Genomic DNA, 16,503 nt, shown 5'->3' on the forward strand with positions numbered 1-16,503 from the left:
TTATTCAACAAAAATATTGACGCTAGCGGCCCGCCCCGCTGCATCGACTACGGTCAGTGTCGAATATCCGGTTCCATCCGGTTGCCAGTTTGTCGTCCTTCTCCGTTCGATCTCGGCGATCGGTTTGCCATTGGCGAGCCAGCGAAATGGTGCGCGCCCGCCCTGCAATTTTAGCACCAGCGGCGATGCATTGTCGGTAAGCGCTTTCAGCTCAACATGCGCGCCATCCGGTGGAAACACTATGCGCGGCGCAGGCTCAATCGAGGCTTTGAAAACCGGCAGGGGATCGCTTGCCGATGAAAAGCGTATTTGCGTCACCGGAAGATCGGCACGCGCAGTGCGAAAAGCGCCGGCAGGCGCACGCGGAAGCGGTACGGAAGCGATGCCGGAGCGCACAAAGGCATCAAACAGGATGGGCGCCGCCGAAACATAGCCTGCAAGGCCCGGCACCGAGCCGCCATCGGCCCGGCCGACCCAGACCCCCAGCACATAACGGCCGTCATAGCCGACCGACCAAGCATCGCGATAACCATAGGATGTGCCGGTTTTGTAAGCGATGCCTATACGTTTCGCCCCTTGCGGCGGCACGACACCGGCCAGAATATCGCCAATCTGCCAGGACGCCTGCTCGGTGAGAATGGGGGCGGAGGGCTGCACAGGCTCCGAGCTTTCGGTGCCATCACGCAAGGCCGTGCCGCGACCGCCATTGGCAAGGCCAGTATAAAGCTGCACCAGATCGCGCAGGCTGATGCCTGCGCCGCCAAGGCCGATAGCAAGTCCCGGCGCTTCACCTTTCGGCAATTGCAGACTGACACCTGCCTGACGAATGCGCGTCGTCAGCCGTGCAGGGCCGACCGCATCGAGCAGGCTGATAGTCGGCACATTGAGGGACATTTGCAGCGCCTGACGGACACTGACATCGCCCTGATAGCTCATATCGAAATTGCGCGGACGATAGCCTGCGAAATCCTGCGGGCGGTCTTCGATGATGGTTTCCTGGGCAATCAATCCCTGCTCGAAAGCCAGTCCATAAATGAAGGGTTTAAGCGTTGAGCCGGGCGAGCGCACGGCGCGGGTCATGTCGATCCAGCCCTGCCGGTTGCCATCGAAATAGTCAGCGGAACCGACTTCGCCCAGAATGTTGCCATTGCGGCTGTCAGCCAGCACCATGGCAACCGAGACTCTCGGCCCAAGTTTCGCTGCGGCTTCCCGCGCAACGGCTTCCAGTCCTGCCTGCACGGATTTTTTGAGCGTGAGGTGATGGCGTGCTTCGGTGGGAGCCTGCTTCAGCGCCAGATCGGCAAAGTGGGCGGCCAATGAAGGCAAGGGATGACGAGTAGGGTATATGCGCTCACGCGTTGCGCGGTCGGCTTCCTCTTCCGTAAACACCTCCGCCGAAACCATGCGTTTCAATACACGATCACGTGCTGCAACTGCATTCTGCATCTCCCGATCCGGGCGGCGACGTTCTGGCAGTTGCGGCAAGGCAACGAGCAAAGCTGCTTCCGATATGGTGAGGCGCAAGGGCTCCTTGCCAAAATAGGCTAATGACGCCGAGCGCACACCTTCCAGATTGCCGCCATAGGGCGCAAGTGTCAGATAGCGTTCGAGGATTTCGGATTTGCTCAGCCGCCGTTCGATCTGGATAGCGCGGGCCAACTGCCTGAATTTGGAACCGAAGCTGCGGCTTTCGCGCGGCTCGATCAGCCGGGCAAGCTGCATGGAAAGCGTCGATCCACCGGATACAATGCGGCCGCTGCCCGCAAGCTGCATCGCAGCCCGTGCAAGAGCCCGGAAATCAATGCCGCCGTGATCGTAAAAACGTTTGTCTTCATAAGCGATGAGCATTTTCAGGAACTTTGGATCAACGTCCTCAATCCGGGTGTTAAGCCGCCAGTATCCGTCCGGCGTCGCATAGGCGCGCAGCAACGAGCCGTCGCGATCCATGACCTCGGTGGAATTGGTCAGCCGTTCCGGCAAAGGCGGTGGATATGCGCGGTCGAGCCAGTCCAGCCCGACCACGGTTCCAAAAGCGGCGATGCAGAGGAACACGGCACCGCTAACGGCTATTTTCCATCGCCTTTTCATCTCTTTGGCCATGATTTATGTCTAGCCATGATCTTGTCCGAAAGCCGGTCCCACTTTTGGGATTGCTTACGGCGCAGCCACCTCCATCATGCCGGTTGCCGTGCGCGCTGCAAATTGCGGACGATACATGTCCTCAACCGTGGCCGCCGGATGGGTATAAAGACCCGGCGTTACCGCGCGCACCACATAGGCCAGTGTGATCGGCCTCTTCGTGCCTGCAGAGCGGTCGAAAGCCGCCACAAAGCGATCATTGCGGAATTCGAGATGCGCTGCCTGCGTGCTTTCAAGCCATGGAAGATTGCCGAGATTGGCACTGGAAACGAGGCCCGGATTATCGATCTCGAAACCAGCTGGCAGCAGGTCTGTCACGAGCAGACGCGACTGCCATTCCTGCAAATCGTCAATTTTCAGGACAACCACATAGCGCTCATTCTGGTTGACCCCGGTGACATTGGCTGGTTCACCGTCAAGCGTATAATAGGTGCGCTCGATATTGAAACCTTCGCCACCCGCAGGAAGAGATTGGGCCGGCGGCGCCACGGCGGTCACGACTGCGTCGACCGAGCCTTGTCCTTTGTTCGTAACAATCAGCGGCTGCTCTTCCAGAGTTGCACCATTGAGGCGTTCCGAGAATGCGCCTTGATGCGCGGTGCCATTGATGTCGAGGCTGATTGCGCCATTGTCTTCCTGCAGGCCGCGTGCGGCAAGCAGCATCCATGCCTGATCCTGTGTGCTGAGATAACGCGCCTTTTCACGCTGGAACTCGACCAGTGTGATGAGCGACGGCAGCACTTTCGGCGCAGGCTTGGTTTCCGAAGCAAGCGCAAGCATTGCAGCACCGTCACGCAGCGGCGAACCGTAATCGGAGCGATTATAGTCGAAACTGGATTGGCTGGTTGCAAGCTGGAGCGACGCATCGAAGACGCGTTCGGAACGCTGCTGATCGCCATAAAGGGCGAGTGCTGCGCCAAGCTGTGCGACTGCCATGGGGCTCGCGAAGTTTTCAAGCTGGGTATCGGCATAATAACGCAGATCGCCGACGGATGCCTTCTTGTTGCGCGCCAGAACGTAAAGCGCATAGGCAATGTCGTTACCGCGTTCTTTCACGTCGGTTGTATAACCGAGAGCGTTTTGCAGATTGGCGAGCGCAGAGAGCATTGCCTGCTGCGGCACGTCATAGCCCTTTTCACGAGCACGCGTGAGGAAGTCGGTCACATAGGCGTCCATCCAGAGATCCCCCGAACCTGGCGACCACAGGCCGAACGAACCGCTTGAAGACTGGTTGTTCAGCACGCGGAAGATGGAATCCTGTACGCGTTTCTTCAGTTCTTCCTGACTTTCCAGACCCGCCGCCGCTTCGGTACCTGCCGCCATTTCGCTCAAGTAAAGCAGCGGGAGGGCACGGCTGGTGGTCTGCTCGGTGCAGCCATAAGGATAGCGGTCGAGCGCCATCAACAGGGCTGGGACATCAAAGGCCGCGCTACGCGTGACACCGACGCTGACAAAGGCACCATCAAGCAGGCTTTCAGACAGAAGGCCGCCGTCGACTTTCAGGTTTCCGCCATTGGCTGCGAGATTGACGACATGGCGGCTCGTGACCGGCAGATCGACCGGACGCACCGGCAATGCCAAAGCCTGTTCAACATTGAGACCCGCATCGTTGGAAAGCCGGATCGTCACACCACCGGCACCCGTGGCCACAGCACTGAGCGGAACGGTGATCGATTGCCGCTTGCCACCTGTAAGCGCGATGCTTTCAGGATAGGAGCCAACTTGAACCCCGAGATTATCGGTGGTCTCGAGGCTCACACGATAATCGCCGTCCGGCGCATCCGTGTTGGCAATATCGAAGCGGATATTTGCCTGATCGCCGGGCGCCATGAAGCGCGGAAGGCCAGCAGTGATAACTACCGGATCGCGAATGATGACATCGGTAACCGCGTGACCGACGGCCTTCTTCGACCATGCGACAGCCATGACACGCGCAGTGCCGTTGAACTGCGGTACGTCGAAGCTGATCGTCGCCTTGCCATCGCTGTCGAGCTCAACCGGACCGGAGAACAGCGCAAGCAGCTTTTCGGTGGGTGGGCTGCCTTCGGCTGCCATATTGCCACCATCGCCACCCGTGCGCAGCTTGCCGGTTACGCCGAGCGAACCATCGATCAGGCGACCATACATATCCCGCATTTCAAGACCCAGCTGACGCTGGCCGAAGAACCAGTTTTCAGGGTTCGGCGGCTGGTAGCGTGTCAGGTTGAGAATGCCCACATCGACTGCCGCAACCATGACATAGGCCTGCTCGCCACCCGCATTTTCAACCGAAACCGGAATGGAAAATGTGGAACGCGGAGCGATCTTTTCAGGCGGGGTCAGCTTGACCGCAAGCTGCTTGTCGGCAGGATCGACCTTCAGCCATTTAAGACCAATCGCTCGCGCAGGCATGTGGCTTTCAGCGGCCTCACCCGGACGGAACAGGGTGGCCGTGACATAGGCGCCCGCACCCCAATCCTCACCGACCGGAATATCGATGGTCGTGCCACCTTCCGGAACGCTGGCCGTGATGGTCTTGAGCAGCTTTTCTGCACCGATGGTGATGAGCAATTCACCGGCAAAACGAGGCGAAACTTTCAGTTCTGCAGTGTCACCCGCCGCATAATGTTCCTTGTCGAGCGCAATTTCCAGCCCATCCGGCGTTTCGGTCGAGGTCGAACTTACATACCAACCCGCATCGAATTCGTAGCTCGTAGCCGGGCCTGAGGCGTCGGCAGTTTCGACTTCCAGGCGGTAACGACCCCAATCGACCGGCAGGCTGATTTCAGCCTCACTATCGGTTTTCAGATCGATCTTGCCGTTGGCAATCGCCTTGGTGAAAGTGACCGGCTCATAGTTCCAGCTGTTGCCATTGCGATACCACTGATAATTACGCTCGATCTTGACCAGCGACCATTGCGCGCCGTCAAGCGCCTTGCGATCCCCCTTGCTGTCAGAGGCGATCAGGCTGAACTTCGCGGTTCCACCCTGCGGGACTTCGTCGCCAGCGAAATTCGGGCGAATGCCGATGAGATCGGTTTCCGGCTGAATGGCGATGTCGATGTTGCGTTCCACAGCACGACCACCGGTTTCGCGCATGCGAACTGTCACGGCCGCGTTTACGAGACGCGTCGTTGACGGCATTTCGTCGACCGCAACCGGGAAAGTCGCCTTGCCGTTTTCATCGACCTTCGACAGACCATCGAGCGGAAGGCGGGTGGCTTCGCCCTGTTCTTCGTCAGCGAGGCCGAAATAATAGCCCTTGAAGCGGTCCCATTGGCGCTTGGTGGAAAGCGTGACTTCGCCTTCGAGTGCAAGGCCCGCGGCGGGAGCGCCATAGAGGAAACGACCATCCACGGTGATATGGGCGGCTTCGCCTACTGCAATTTCCGGCTTGTCGGACGTCAGATCGAACTCGATCCGGTCCGGCACGAAATCTTCAACCAGAAACATCTGCGTTGCGATGGCGGGCTGCTTGGGATCGGTATAGATTGAGACGTTCCAGGTGCCGCGCATGGCGTTCGACGGCAAGGTCAGGTCGATGGCATGACCACCGGCGAGTTTGCTGTCGGAAACGAGACGGCGATCTTCCACACCATCGGGACGCGTGAAGATGAAGGTGAGCGGCAGATCGTCAATCGCCGTTGCGGTATCGTCACGCGCAAGCGCACCCACATGCACGACTTCGCCCGCGCGATAGATGCCGCGCTCCGTCCATGCATAAAGATCAAGCGCTTTCGGCACTGCACGGCCCGTCACACCACGATCGGAAAGATCGAAACCAGCGCGCGCCATATCGAGGAATGTGAAATCGTCGTCATTCTGACTGGCCATCAGAACCGCTGGCACCATGCCGTTGATGCCGCGTGTCAGGCCAGGCGTAAACGTCGCACGGCCATCGCTGTCGGTGGTCGCTTCGCCCAGCACTTCATTGTTGCGTGCAAGCAGCGTCAGCTTCACGCCTTTAAGCGGTTCTGCGCTTTCCAGCGAACGGGCAAATACATTGATGCCGTCCTGTCCGGTATAGGTCGAAAGGCCGATGTCGGAGACGACGAACCACTGGGTTGCCTTGGTGCCATATGCATCATCGGACTTCTGAACCAGCGGTTCGGCAGTCAGTACATAGACGCCAGGCTTGCGTTCGGGCAGCGCCTCATCAACCGGGAAGCTGGTTGTGGCTTCCTTGTTCAGCTGATTGCCTGCAACCTCGATCTCGCCCTCCCAGACGGGTGCGCCCAACTGGTCGGATACCGTGCTGATGTCGTAGCTGTCGAGCTGGCGCAGGAATTGATAACCTGAAAGAAGCTGAGCGAGCGAACGGTCGCCGACGCGGTAGAGCTTGACCTTGGCTGCATCCAGATTGACGCTAACTAACGGAATGCCGCGACGCGCCTTGGCAGGCAGCACGAAGCTGTCGCCGGTAAAACGCACCGATGGGGCACGGTCCTGCACATAGATCGAAAGATTGACCGGCGCCGGCAACACTTCGCCGACAGTCGACGGCAGACCCTGGCGGAACGTCACCGTATAATTGCGGCCATGCTCCAGTCCCTCGACGCAAATCTGGCGATCTTTGGCTTCAACTGCCTGCGGTGCGCCATTGTCGAGCGTGACGAAACTCGAATAGTCGACTCCGCTTTTCACCAGTTCTTCAGAGAACTGCGCGCAGATGCGCGGCGCGGCATTGTCATTATCGACCGTGTTGTTGACGATACGGAAGCCTTTACGGGCTTTCAGGTCTTCATAGGCCGCACGAACGGATGCGGAATTGACGAGATCAAGGCTCGCTTCATAAGCCTGCAAGGCCGGGCGCGATGCATCGCGCTTTTCGAGCGCCTGGGCCATGATGGCAAGCGCTTGCGCGCGCTCCTCCTTGGTGCGCGAAGTCTGGTAGGCAAACCAGGAGGCGGACGTCGCATCGCGTTGGAATTTTGAACGTTCCTGCCCGTTGGATGGCTCGGTCGCAAGCGCCGACAGCACATATCCGGCCCAGATTTCGCTTTCATCGGGGGACATGCTGACAGCCAGGCGGAACTTTTCCATCGCTGTGCGAGGGTCGCCATTCAACGCCGCAGACGCGCCTTCGCTCTTCAACGAGCGAAGGCTGTCGGGGCTTTCGAGACCAGTCAGTTCGCGCTTCAAGCGACGGGCTTCGTCAATCAGATTGGCGGCAAAAAAGGAGATAGTTGGCGGAGCTCCAATATCTTCAACTTCGCGGGCTGCTGTGGATTGGGTTACAACCTTGCCTGCGATGGAACCAACGGACTGATTGAGCTTGTTGAAATCAGACTTCAGAAAGCACCATTTGACCTTCGGATTGTAGGTGAAGGCGAGGCAGGCGTTGTCGCCCAGACAAATGCTTTTGCACTGGTCAAGGGAGACATTTTTCTCCGTTCGCAGGTCGAAGCCGAAATAATCGCTGTCTTTGGTTATCTCTATCTGCCGACTTTCGGCGGCTTGCGTGCTGTGTGGAGCTGCCAAAAGGCAAGCTGCGACTGCAAAGGCCCGTAAAAGCCGGTTGTAACCAATAAGCATTTGCATCCCCTCACAACGACCGATGCCAATTCCAATTTATCTGGAAAAGGCGAAAAGAATCCGGCTCATGTGAAGCCTCACCGCGACAAACTGTCAAGGCGAATAGGGATTATCTACAACTATTAGGATAGTTTTAGGGGAAATACGTTCTGCGAGATACCTGCCTCGCAGAGCATGTCCGTATTTCAGATGATCCCACCATTGGCGCGTAAGGTCTGGCCGTTCACCCAAGCGCCGTCGGGTCCCGCGAGAAACGCAACTACGCCTGCGATGTCCTCCGGTGTGCCGAGCCGTTCGAGCGGGCTCATCTTCGCCATGCGAGCAACGACTTCCTCGGATTTTCCATCCAAAAAGAGGTCAGTCGCGGTGGGGCCGGGGGCGACGGCATTGACGGTGATGTTTCGACCGCGCATTTCCTTGGCCATGATAGCCGTCAGCGTTTCGACGGCGGCCTTGGTCGCTGCGTAAATACCGTAATTTTCCAGTTTCAGGCCAACCACACTGGTCGAAAAATTGATAATGCGTCCATTGTCGCGCAGACGCCTGCCTGCCTCCCGCATAGTATTGAATGTCCCTTTTAGATTGACCGATACAGTCTTGTCGAAATCCAAATCTTCGGTAGCAGCGAGAGGTGATAGGGCCATGATACCGGCATTATTGATGAGGACGTCAACTCCTCCGAATGCGGTTTCGGCGGCATCGAACATTTTCTTTACTGCGACGGGATCGGCAACATCGGCCTGTGCTGATAGCGCGACGCCACCCGTAGCCTCGATCCTGGTCACTACGGCGTTGGCCATCGCAGCGTTGCCGGCATAGTTGACGATAACCGTAAAACCATCGCGCCCCAGACGTTCGGCAATGGCGGCACCGATGCCTCGCGATGCTCCGGTGACGATGGCAACCCTGTTTTTCATATCTGACATTCTGTGCTCCGATCACTTAGGTCCGTTTTGTAAGCACCAACAAGATCGCACTTTTCTCTAACCGTTTAATCGGGCATTATTTGTTATCACTATCCGAGAAGAGCGAACAATCAGATGGACAGGTTCGACGCGATGCGGGTCTTCACCCGCGTATTGGAACGCCGCAGTTTTACCCTGGCTGCCGAAGATCTCGGAATTCCGCGTTCCACCGTTACCGACGCGATCAAGCAGCTTGAAAGACGACTGGGTACGCAGCTGTTTCTACGCACCACCCGACACGTCAACCCAACGCTTGACGGTCAGGCTTATTATCAGCGTTGCACAGCAATTCTGGCTGATGTGGAGGATGCCGAAGGCGGGTTTTCCGGAGTTGCGCCCAAAGGTCTGCTTCGGGTTGAAGTTCAAGGAACATTGGCCCGTCATTTTCTTTTTCCCGAACTGCCCGCCTTTCTGGAAAAATATAACGAGATCGAATTCTATATGACCGAGGGAGACCGGTTCGTCGATCTGGTTCGGGAAGGTATCGATTGCGTTCTGCGCGTTGGTTCGCTGCAAGACAGCGACATGATTGCCCGGCGGGTTACGATGCTGGATGAGATCACCGTCGCATCCCCTTCTTATATCTCGCGATTTGGACACCCCCAACACCCCGATGAGTTGGGCGAAGGTCACCGGATGATCGGTTTCAGGGCGAGCGGTAGTATTACGCGCATGCCGCTGGAATTCATGATCGACGGAAAATTGCGAACCGTCACGATCCCTGCGTCGGTCACGGTCAATGCCGCCGAGAGCTATACCGCTGCTGCCTGTGAGGGGCTGGGGATCATACAGATTCCCCGCTATCATGCGTTGAAGCACATCGTTGATGGTAAACTGGTGCAGATACTCACCGCTTATCCTCCAACTCCATCACCAGTCTCTGTCATATACCCCCGTGACCGTCAGCTTTCTCCGCGGGTCAGAGTATTTATCGACTGGTTGGTGACGATATTTGCCCGTCAGGGCGTCGAAGCGCATTAACCTCCCATTAAGAATTTGAAACAGGACGGCCATTTCCGTGTTAGAATAGTGCCTGCAGAGATGCAGAACGCACATCGCTACGCACTATGGGAGAGGGCAGAGATGAGCAACATTCTATTCTGGACCGCTCTGGTAATCGTGCCCGTGCTTTTGGGTACGGCCTACGCCTATCTGCAATCCATTCGCCACCGGGATGACTTCTAGGGACTCACATCCCCGTTTGCGTCCGACTTGGCGAGCAGAAGGTCGCGCGCACTTGCGTCGCCCTGGTGTCGATTCTTCGCCAGTTTTTTGATTCAATCCATGCGCTGCTACTGCACCCGACCCGAAAGCGCATTGGGGCTCCATTCTTCCAGATAAAGGTAACCTTTGTTTCGTTTGGAATCTCTGCAATTTAGATTTGATGTGATTGTTGTATTTCAATTAAAGATAGTAAAATTTGCGGGTGTTGGCATCCCCCTATTCAAGGGGATTTTGACTTATTTGATATAGAAATCAAATATTTAGCATAAAAAGTATACAAGGAGTCGGTATACTCAAATTCGGCATGTGCCATATTGGAGCATGAATAAGGGTTGTTTGGTTATCCTTGTTTGGTTGAAGTAGTTTCATTTTCTGTCTGATATTTCACGTTGCTTAATGTAAGAAAATGTCCTTCTATTGTTGCGGGCAAGATATGACCAATAGTTGAGATGATGCGTGACCGTAATCTGGGCTCCTGCGGCTTCATCTCCGACCGAGACAAAGCTCGCCCCGGATCAAATTGCAGCCCTCATCAAGTCGGGGGCGATCACCGGTTAAGGGTAAGGCCGTCTCGGGTTGAAACAGAACGATGAAAAACAATGGCGACCGAAACGGATCGCCAGAAAATTGGAGGAGGGAACGACGGCAATGGGTAGACGTGCATACGAAAAGCTCGCGAGAATCTGTGCATCCCTGAACACATCCGAGCAGGAACTGGCTCATTCTCTCGGTATTTCGCGAGTTGCCCTCAAGGCGATAGATCGGACTGATGCGCCTCTTTATCTGCGATTGGCGTTGGCTGCTCTGGTCTCGGAGATGGACCCGGATGAAGTGCTGAACCCCAAGCGCGGGAATTCGGAAATGGAAAGGCCGCTTCACCTCTTGTCGGCAGGATAATTGTCAGAAGTCTTGGGGTTCAACGGTGTTGTTGTGACAAAATCTTTCGCCTTGCTGCTTATGATCGGACTGATTTGTTATCCGCAATTGGCTGCCGCGTCCTGCACGCGAGCAGCCGGCGCCGCGGATTTGATGACGCAACGCCAGCTTTCAGCCCTGCGCGCAATGGAGCGGAGCCGTGGCTGCAAGGGGGGCGACGAACGTGGAGGTTTCTTCAATCCGTGTCGTGATCTTGCCCAGCGTGTTGCTGAAATCCAGCGGCAACTCGCGTCCAGTTCGCTTTCTTCTAGGGCGTGTGCCGAACAGCCGACTGCACCGCAAACTGCAAAAGTAAAACTCGATCGGCCGAAAACGTCTTCGGTCAACACGCCCGGCAAGCCGTGGGTTCCCAGCGGTGTGAAGGGCGCCTTGACCTATTGCGTGCGCTTGTCGGACGGTTATCTTTTCCCGGCTCCGCATTCGCAGTTTCAGAAATCCGACAATGTGACGGAGACATTGGCGCAATGCCGCTTTATCTGTCAGGGGGAGAATGTCGATCTTTATATTTTGACCGATCCGAATGGCGAAACAGCGGACATGATTTCCGTTTCCAACGGCAAGTCCTACATCGAGCTTCCAACTGCCTACGCCTATCAAGGCGGCAGCGATTTCAAGAAGTGCGATTGGGCTGGTTATGTCAACAAGATCAGCGAATTGCGAGCCAATAGCAAAGGCAGTCGTGCATTCAAAAACGTGGTCGTGCCCATGCCGGACACCCGACCGACACGCAATGATGAGGTCGCGATTTCGGCAACGTCTTTTGCTCCCATGAGTGACCGCAATGTACGTGTGATTGGTCCTGCATTCATTTTCGACGAAGATGCGGCGCAGGCAAAGTCCGCTACCTACTGACTGCCCGCAGCCAGTCTTCTGACGGTCAATTTGAATGAGACGTGTCGCGATTGGGACTGAACCACACGCGTTCTGTCTGTAACCTCCGAGAAACGGGCGTTCCAACGTATGCCCGGAAAACTATCGATCATTGCATTGTTTGAAATCTGTCAGTGTTGTTCGACCTGGAGGAGGTAGACATGAGCAAGAACCGTGGCGTCGTTTATTTGCGGCCCGGGACAGTCGAAGTACGCGATATTGAAGACCCAGTGTTGGCGGCACCGGATGGGAGGAAGCTGGACCACGCCGTTATACTGAAGGTAATTTCCACCAATATTTGCGGCTCAGATCAACATATGGTCCGGGGGCGCACCACTGCCATGCCCGGTCTTGTGCTTGGCCATGAAATTACCGGTGAAATTATCGAGAAGGGCAGCGATGTTGAAATGCTTGACGTGGGCGACATCGTTTCGGTGCCATTCAACGTCGCTTGCGGACGTTGCCGCTGCTGTAAATCCCAGGACACTGGCGTTTGCCTGACGGTCAACCCGTCGCGTGCCGGCGGCGCCTATGGTTATGTTGATATGGGAGGCTGGATCGGCGGACAGGCCCGCTATGTCATGGTTCCCTATGCGGATTTCAATCTGCTCAAATTTCCTGATCGCGAACAGGCGATGGAAAAAATCCGCGACCTGACGATGCTTTCCGATATCTTGCCAACCGGTTTTCACGGTGCCGTCAAGGCTGGCGTCGGAGTCGGCTCGATTGTCTATGTCGCGGGCGCGGGGCCAGTCGGTCTTGCCGCCGCCGCATCCGCACGCATTCTGGGAGCTGCGGTCGTCATGATCGGCGACTTCAACAAGGAACGTCTGGATCACGCACGGAAGGTCGGGTTTGAACCGATCGATCTTTCAGCCAGCGACCGTCTCGGCGACATGATTGCAGAGGTCACCGGCAGTAACGAAGTCGATAGTGCTATCGACGCCGTTGGTTTCGAAGCACGGGGCCACAGCGGAGGCGAACAACCCGCAATTGTGCTTAACCAGATGATGGAGATCACCCGCCCGGCGGGGGCCATCGGTATTCCAGGGCTCTATGTCACTGAAGATCCGGGAGCCGTCGATAATGCCGCAAAGCAAGGTAGCTTGTCCCTGCGCTTCGGTCTCGGTTGGGCCAAGGCGCAGTCGTTCCATACGGGACAGACGCCCGTGCTGAAGTACAATCGGCAGCTGATGCAGGCTATCCTTCATGGACGTCTCAACATAGCCGATATTGTCAACGCTCAGGTGATATCGCTTGAAGATGCGGCAAAGGGCTATGAGAGCTTTGATCAGGGCGCTGCCAAGAAGTTTGTTCTCGATCCGCACGGCTTGGTGACAAAAGCCGCCTGATTCAATCTGGTTTTGAAAAAATATGAGAAGGCGCCCAAACGGGCGCTTTTTCTATTGCAATTGCTTGTAACTGTAACGTTACAGATTCTTCGGCTTCTGACACTTCGACAGCCGTTCGTTCGGAAATGGCACATACTGGAATGCTTTGCTCCGAGAAAAACGCCATCGGAAAAATATCGTTAAAACAACAACTTAATTTTCCTACAGATGCGGAATCTCTGAAGATACGCAGAAGAGGGGTTGCAAGTGAGACCTTTTTGAATACCATATCTGTAACGTTTCAGATTTGGGAGGAGATGGAATGTTGCTTCAAAGAGCAAAGACGCTCACCGCATCCGTTTGTCTGGCTATGACAGCGTTGACAATGGTAGGTTCGGCCTCGGCGGCCAATCTTGAAGTCACCCATTGGTGGACATCCGGCGGTGAAGCTGCGGCGGTCAAGGTTCTTGCTGAAAAATTTGATGCGCTCGGCGGCGACAAATGGGTCGATGGAGCGATAGCCGGTAGCGGCTCTACCGCACGCCCGATCATTATCAGCCGAATTCTGGGCGGCAATCCGATGGGGGCGACGCAGCTCAATCATGGACGGCAGGCTGAAGAGCTGGTGCAAGGCGGCCTGATGATGGACCTGACCGAGCTTGCTGAAAAGGAAGGCTGGGCTGATTTCATTCGCCCTAAGAGCCTCCTGGAATCCTGCACCTTTGAAGGACGTCTTTACTGCGTTCCGCTGAATATTCATTCCTGGGAATGGATGTGGGTCAATCCGCAAGCATTTCGTGATGCCGGAACAGAACCGCCCAAGAATTGGAATGATCTTGTCGCTGCGGCTCCCAAGCTGAAGGAAAAGAACATCGTTCCTCTCGCAACCGGTGACGGGTGGCAGGTGAACGGCATACTGACCGTCCTGACGACTGCGATTGGCGGCAAGGACCTTTACCTGAAGGTCAACAAGGACAAGGATGCCGATGCGGCGCGAGGGCCTGAAATGAAGAGGGTCTTTGAAGCGCTGGCGCAGGCACGCGAACTGGCTGATAAGGGTTATGTTGGCCGCTCATGGAACGAGGCAACCAATATGGTGCTGACCGGCCGCGCAGGAACACAGATCATGGGGGACTGGGCGCAGGGTGAGTTTGGTACAGCCGGAAAGGTTGCAGGCAAGGATTATGATTGCTTGCCGGGACTCGGTGTCCATCCGTATCTGGATACTGGCGGCGACGCGATCTACTTCCCGAAGAACAAGGACCCGGAAGTTACGAAAGCGCAGCTAAAGCTGGCTAGCATGCTTGTTTCCAAGGATACGCAGGTCGCGTTCAATCTTGCCAAGGGTTCTCTGCCGATCCGGGGCGATGTCGACCTTGAGGCAGCATCGACTTGCATGCGTGCGGGCATCGAGATTTTGAAGAACCCGGATAACATCGTTCCATCAGTGGAGCAATTGCGCGCACCGGACACGCAAGGACAGATCGAAAGTCTGGCGGCTGAGTTTTTCTCCAATCCCGATATGACCGTTGACGACATTCAGGAACGTTTTGCCGAGATTATCGAGCAGGCACAATAGTCTCGGTCTGGTCTTGCGCCGTCCCTGAGGATGGCGGTGCAGGACCCCGAAAACCGGGATAGGGAGGAATATCATGGCCGTCATCGAAGAGGGCAATCGTCGAAAGCCGCCGGGAATATTTCGCAATCTGAATGCGAAAGTTGCAGCCCTTCCGATGATCGCGACGGTTCTCGTGGTCTTCATTGGCTGCACGCTCTGGACAGTCCTTTATTCCTTCACGTCTTCCAAATCGCTGCCGATGTTGAACTTTGTCGGCTTCGATCAATACACGCGCCTGTTCTCTGCCACCCGCTGGCATGTGTCGGTCCGCAATCTTGCGATCTATGGTGTCTTGTGCATGGGCTTTTCGCTCGTGACGGGCTTTGTGCTTGCGGCGTTGATGGACCAGAAGATTCGTTTCGAAAATACGTTCCGCACAATCTTTCTCTATCCCTATGCCTTGTCGTGTATCGTGACGGGTCTCGTCTGGCAGTGGATATTCAATCCACAACTCGGACTGGAGAAAGTGGTCCGCGATGTAGGTTTTGAAAATTTCCATATCGCGATCCTGTCGAGCCGGACCTACGTCATTTATGCGATTGTCATTGCCGGGCTTTGGCAGATGACAGGGCTCGTCATGGTCCTGATGCTGGCGGGGCTCCGCAGTGTCGATGAGGAAATCTGGAAGGCCGCACGAGTTGACGGCATTCCGAAATGGAAAACCTATCTGTTCATCATCCTGCCGATGATGCGTCCCGTCCTGGTGACGACCATCGTGTTGATCGCGACCGGCATCGTCAAACTCTACGATCTGGTTGTCGCCATGACCAATGGCGGTCCCGGCATCGCATCGGAAGTGCCGGCAAAATACGTCTACGACTTCATGTTCGGCTGGGCCAATCTGGGGCAGGGGCTTGCTGCATCTACGGTCATGTTGACTACAGTTTTGATCATCCTCGTTCCGTGGACGATGTTTGAGCATAGCCGGAGAAAAACGCGATGACGGAAGCTGTTCTGAACGGGAGGGTACGAGCCGGAACCGAAGCTGCGACGGACCAGACGCGTCCTGCGGCGAAGCAGGTCTCTCAGCCCTGGGGGCGCAAACCGAAACGGCGCTTTGCCCCAGCAACCATCATGCTCTACAGCGTGCTGTTTGTTTCTGCCGTCTATTACCTGCTGCCGCTTTATGTGATGGTTGTCACATCCCTGAAGGGTATGCCTGAAATCCGGCTCGGTAACATCTTTGCGCCGCCGGTCGAAATCACGTTCGAACCTTGGGTCAAGGCATGGAGCCAGGCTTGCACCGGCCTTTATTGCGAAGGAATCAGCGCAGGTTTCTGGAATTCCATCAAGATCACCGTGCCGAGCGTGATCGTTTCCATCGCGATCGCATCGGTGAATGGTTACGCGCTGGCAAACTGGAAGTTCAAGGGATCGGAAATCTTCTTCGCGGTGCTGCTGTTCGGGGCGTTTATTCCGTATCAGGTCATGCTCTATCCGCTCGTTATCATTACACGCGAACTGGGAATTTTCGGCACGCTGACCGGCGTTGTCTTCATCCATACGATTTTCGGCATGCCAATCCTCACGCTGCTGTTCCGCAATTATTTCGCCGGTCTGCCGCCGGAATTGTTCAAGGCGGCGCGTGTGGACGGTGCAGGTTTCTGGCGAATTTTCTTTCAGATCATGCTGCCGATGTCACTGCCAATTTTCGTAGTTGCGATCATTTTGCAGGTGACCGGTATCTGGAACGACTTTCTGTTTGGCGTGGTGTTCGCCGGAACGAAGAATTTTCCGATGACCGTGCAGTTGAACAATATCGTCAATTCCATGCAGGGCGTGAAGGAATACAACGTCAATATGGCAGCCACGATCCTGACCGGTGCCGTGCCACTGCTCGTTTACTTCCTCTCCGGCCGTTATTTCGTTCGCGGTATTGCCGCTGGCGCAGTGAAAGGATGAGTTC

Annotated in this window: 11 protein-coding genes; 7 read left to right on the forward strand and 4 right to left on the reverse strand. The window is 56.0% G+C overall.

Features of this window, described 5'->3' with window-relative positions; all coding sequences use genetic code 11:
* From pbpC to ACOWVS_RS02200, 3 genes are all read right to left on the reverse strand, one after another.
* The gene (gene pbpC / locus ACOWVS_RS02190) at nt 1-2,100 is read right to left on the reverse strand and encodes a penicillin-binding protein 1C (RefSeq protein ID WP_075041473.1); all 2,100 of its coding nucleotides are present in this window, start codon (nt 2,098-2,100) and stop codon (nt 1-3) included.
* A gap of 54 nt (nt 2,101-2,154) precedes the next feature.
* Entirely contained in the window at nt 2,155-7,659 is a 5,505-nt protein-coding gene (locus ACOWVS_RS02195; protein WP_075041472.1) for an alpha-2-macroglobulin family protein, read from the reverse strand.
* Nucleotides 7,660-7,838: 179 nt separating this feature from the next.
* A complete protein-coding gene (locus ACOWVS_RS02200) occupies nt 7,839-8,579 on the reverse strand; it encodes an SDR family oxidoreductase (RefSeq protein ID WP_021585662.1) in 741 nt (246 codons plus the stop codon).
* 114 nt (nt 8,580-8,693) lie between these two features.
* On the opposite strand from ACOWVS_RS02200, the gene ACOWVS_RS02205 reads away from it, so the two are divergent.
* The 4 genes from ACOWVS_RS02205 (at nt 8,694) to fdhA (ending at nt 13,000) form a co-directional block, all read left to right on the forward strand.
* Nucleotides 8,694-9,599: a LysR family transcriptional regulator gene (locus tag ACOWVS_RS02205; protein WP_021585661.1), complete on the forward strand. Its 906-nt coding sequence runs from the start codon at nt 8,694-8,696 to the stop codon at nt 9,597-9,599.
* Between the two features lie 891 nt (nt 9,600-10,490).
* On the forward strand, nt 10,491-10,739 hold the full coding sequence (locus tag ACOWVS_RS02210) for a hypothetical protein (protein WP_006472270.1): 249 nt from the start codon (nt 10,491-10,493) through the stop codon (nt 10,737-10,739).
* Nucleotides 10,740-10,871: 132 nt separating this feature from the next.
* Nucleotides 10,872-11,630, forward strand: coding sequence for a DUF2865 domain-containing protein (locus ACOWVS_RS02215; RefSeq protein ID WP_241083975.1), 759 nt, complete (start codon nt 10,872-10,874; stop codon nt 11,628-11,630).
* A 179-nt stretch (nt 11,631-11,809) separates the two neighbouring features.
* The gene (gene fdhA, locus ACOWVS_RS02220; RefSeq protein WP_006472269.1) at nt 11,810-13,000 is read left to right on the forward strand and encodes a formaldehyde dehydrogenase, glutathione-independent; all 1,191 of its coding nucleotides are present in this window, start codon (nt 11,810-11,812) and stop codon (nt 12,998-13,000) included.
* A 1-nt stretch (nt 13,001) separates the two neighbouring features.
* Here fdhA and ACOWVS_RS02225 read toward each other — a convergent pair whose 3' ends face one another.
* Nucleotides 13,002-13,268 (reverse strand): hypothetical protein, encoded by a 267-nt coding sequence (locus ACOWVS_RS02225; RefSeq protein ID WP_139309250.1) that lies wholly within the window; start codon nt 13,266-13,268, stop codon nt 13,002-13,004.
* Between the two features lie 33 nt (nt 13,269-13,301).
* Between ACOWVS_RS02225 and ACOWVS_RS02230 the strand changes: the two genes are divergently transcribed.
* The 3 genes from ACOWVS_RS02230 (at nt 13,302) to ACOWVS_RS02240 (ending at nt 16,499) form a co-directional block, all read left to right on the forward strand.
* Nucleotides 13,302-14,558 (forward strand): ABC transporter substrate-binding protein, encoded by a 1,257-nt coding sequence (locus ACOWVS_RS02230; RefSeq protein ID WP_075041471.1) that lies wholly within the window; start codon nt 13,302-13,304, stop codon nt 14,556-14,558.
* A gap of 73 nt (nt 14,559-14,631) precedes the next feature.
* Nucleotides 14,632-15,540: a carbohydrate ABC transporter permease gene (locus ACOWVS_RS02235; RefSeq protein ID WP_075041470.1), complete on the forward strand. Its 909-nt coding sequence runs from the start codon at nt 14,632-14,634 to the stop codon at nt 15,538-15,540.
* Nucleotides 15,537-16,499, forward strand: coding sequence for a carbohydrate ABC transporter permease (locus ACOWVS_RS02240; RefSeq protein WP_006468713.1), 963 nt, complete (start codon nt 15,537-15,539; stop codon nt 16,497-16,499). The genes ACOWVS_RS02235 and ACOWVS_RS02240 overlap by 4 nt, the downstream gene beginning before the upstream one ends.
* Nucleotides 16,500-16,503: the final 4 nt, after the last annotated feature.

Source organism: Brucella sp. IR068 (genome assembly GCF_049065885.1).
Taxonomy (GTDB): domain Bacteria; phylum Pseudomonadota; class Alphaproteobacteria; order Rhizobiales; family Rhizobiaceae; genus Brucella; species Brucella intermedia.

What these genes read in the sequence shown, in the direction of transcription:
- pbpC (WP_075041473.1), bottom strand. Translation starts at nt 2,100, where the DNA reads ATGGCCAAAGAGATGAAAAGGCGATGGAAAATAGCCGTTAGCGGTGCC.
- ACOWVS_RS02195 (WP_075041472.1), bottom strand. Translation starts at nt 7,659, where the DNA reads ATGCAAATGCTTATTGGTTACAACCGGCTTTTACGGGCCTTTGCAGTC.
- ACOWVS_RS02200 (WP_021585662.1), bottom strand. Translation starts at nt 8,579, where the DNA reads ATGTCAGATATGAAAAACAGGGTTGCCATCGTCACCGGAGCATCGCGA.
- ACOWVS_RS02205 (WP_021585661.1), top strand. Translation starts at nt 8,694, where the DNA reads ATGGACAGGTTCGACGCGATGCGGGTCTTCACCCGCGTATTGGAACGC.
- ACOWVS_RS02210 (WP_006472270.1), top strand. Translation starts at nt 10,491, where the DNA reads ATGGGTAGACGTGCATACGAAAAGCTCGCGAGAATCTGTGCATCCCTG.
- ACOWVS_RS02215 (WP_241083975.1), top strand. Translation starts at nt 10,872, where the DNA reads ATGACGCAACGCCAGCTTTCAGCCCTGCGCGCAATGGAGCGGAGCCGT.
- fdhA (WP_006472269.1), top strand. Translation starts at nt 11,810, where the DNA reads ATGAGCAAGAACCGTGGCGTCGTTTATTTGCGGCCCGGGACAGTCGAA.
- ACOWVS_RS02225 (WP_139309250.1), bottom strand. Translation starts at nt 13,268, where the DNA reads ATGGTATTCAAAAAGGTCTCACTTGCAACCCCTCTTCTGCGTATCTTC.
- ACOWVS_RS02230 (WP_075041471.1), top strand. Translation starts at nt 13,302, where the DNA reads ATGTTGCTTCAAAGAGCAAAGACGCTCACCGCATCCGTTTGTCTGGCT.
- ACOWVS_RS02235 (WP_075041470.1), top strand. Translation starts at nt 14,632, where the DNA reads ATGGCCGTCATCGAAGAGGGCAATCGTCGAAAGCCGCCGGGAATATTT.
- ACOWVS_RS02240 (WP_006468713.1), top strand. Translation starts at nt 15,537, where the DNA reads ATGACGGAAGCTGTTCTGAACGGGAGGGTACGAGCCGGAACCGAAGCT.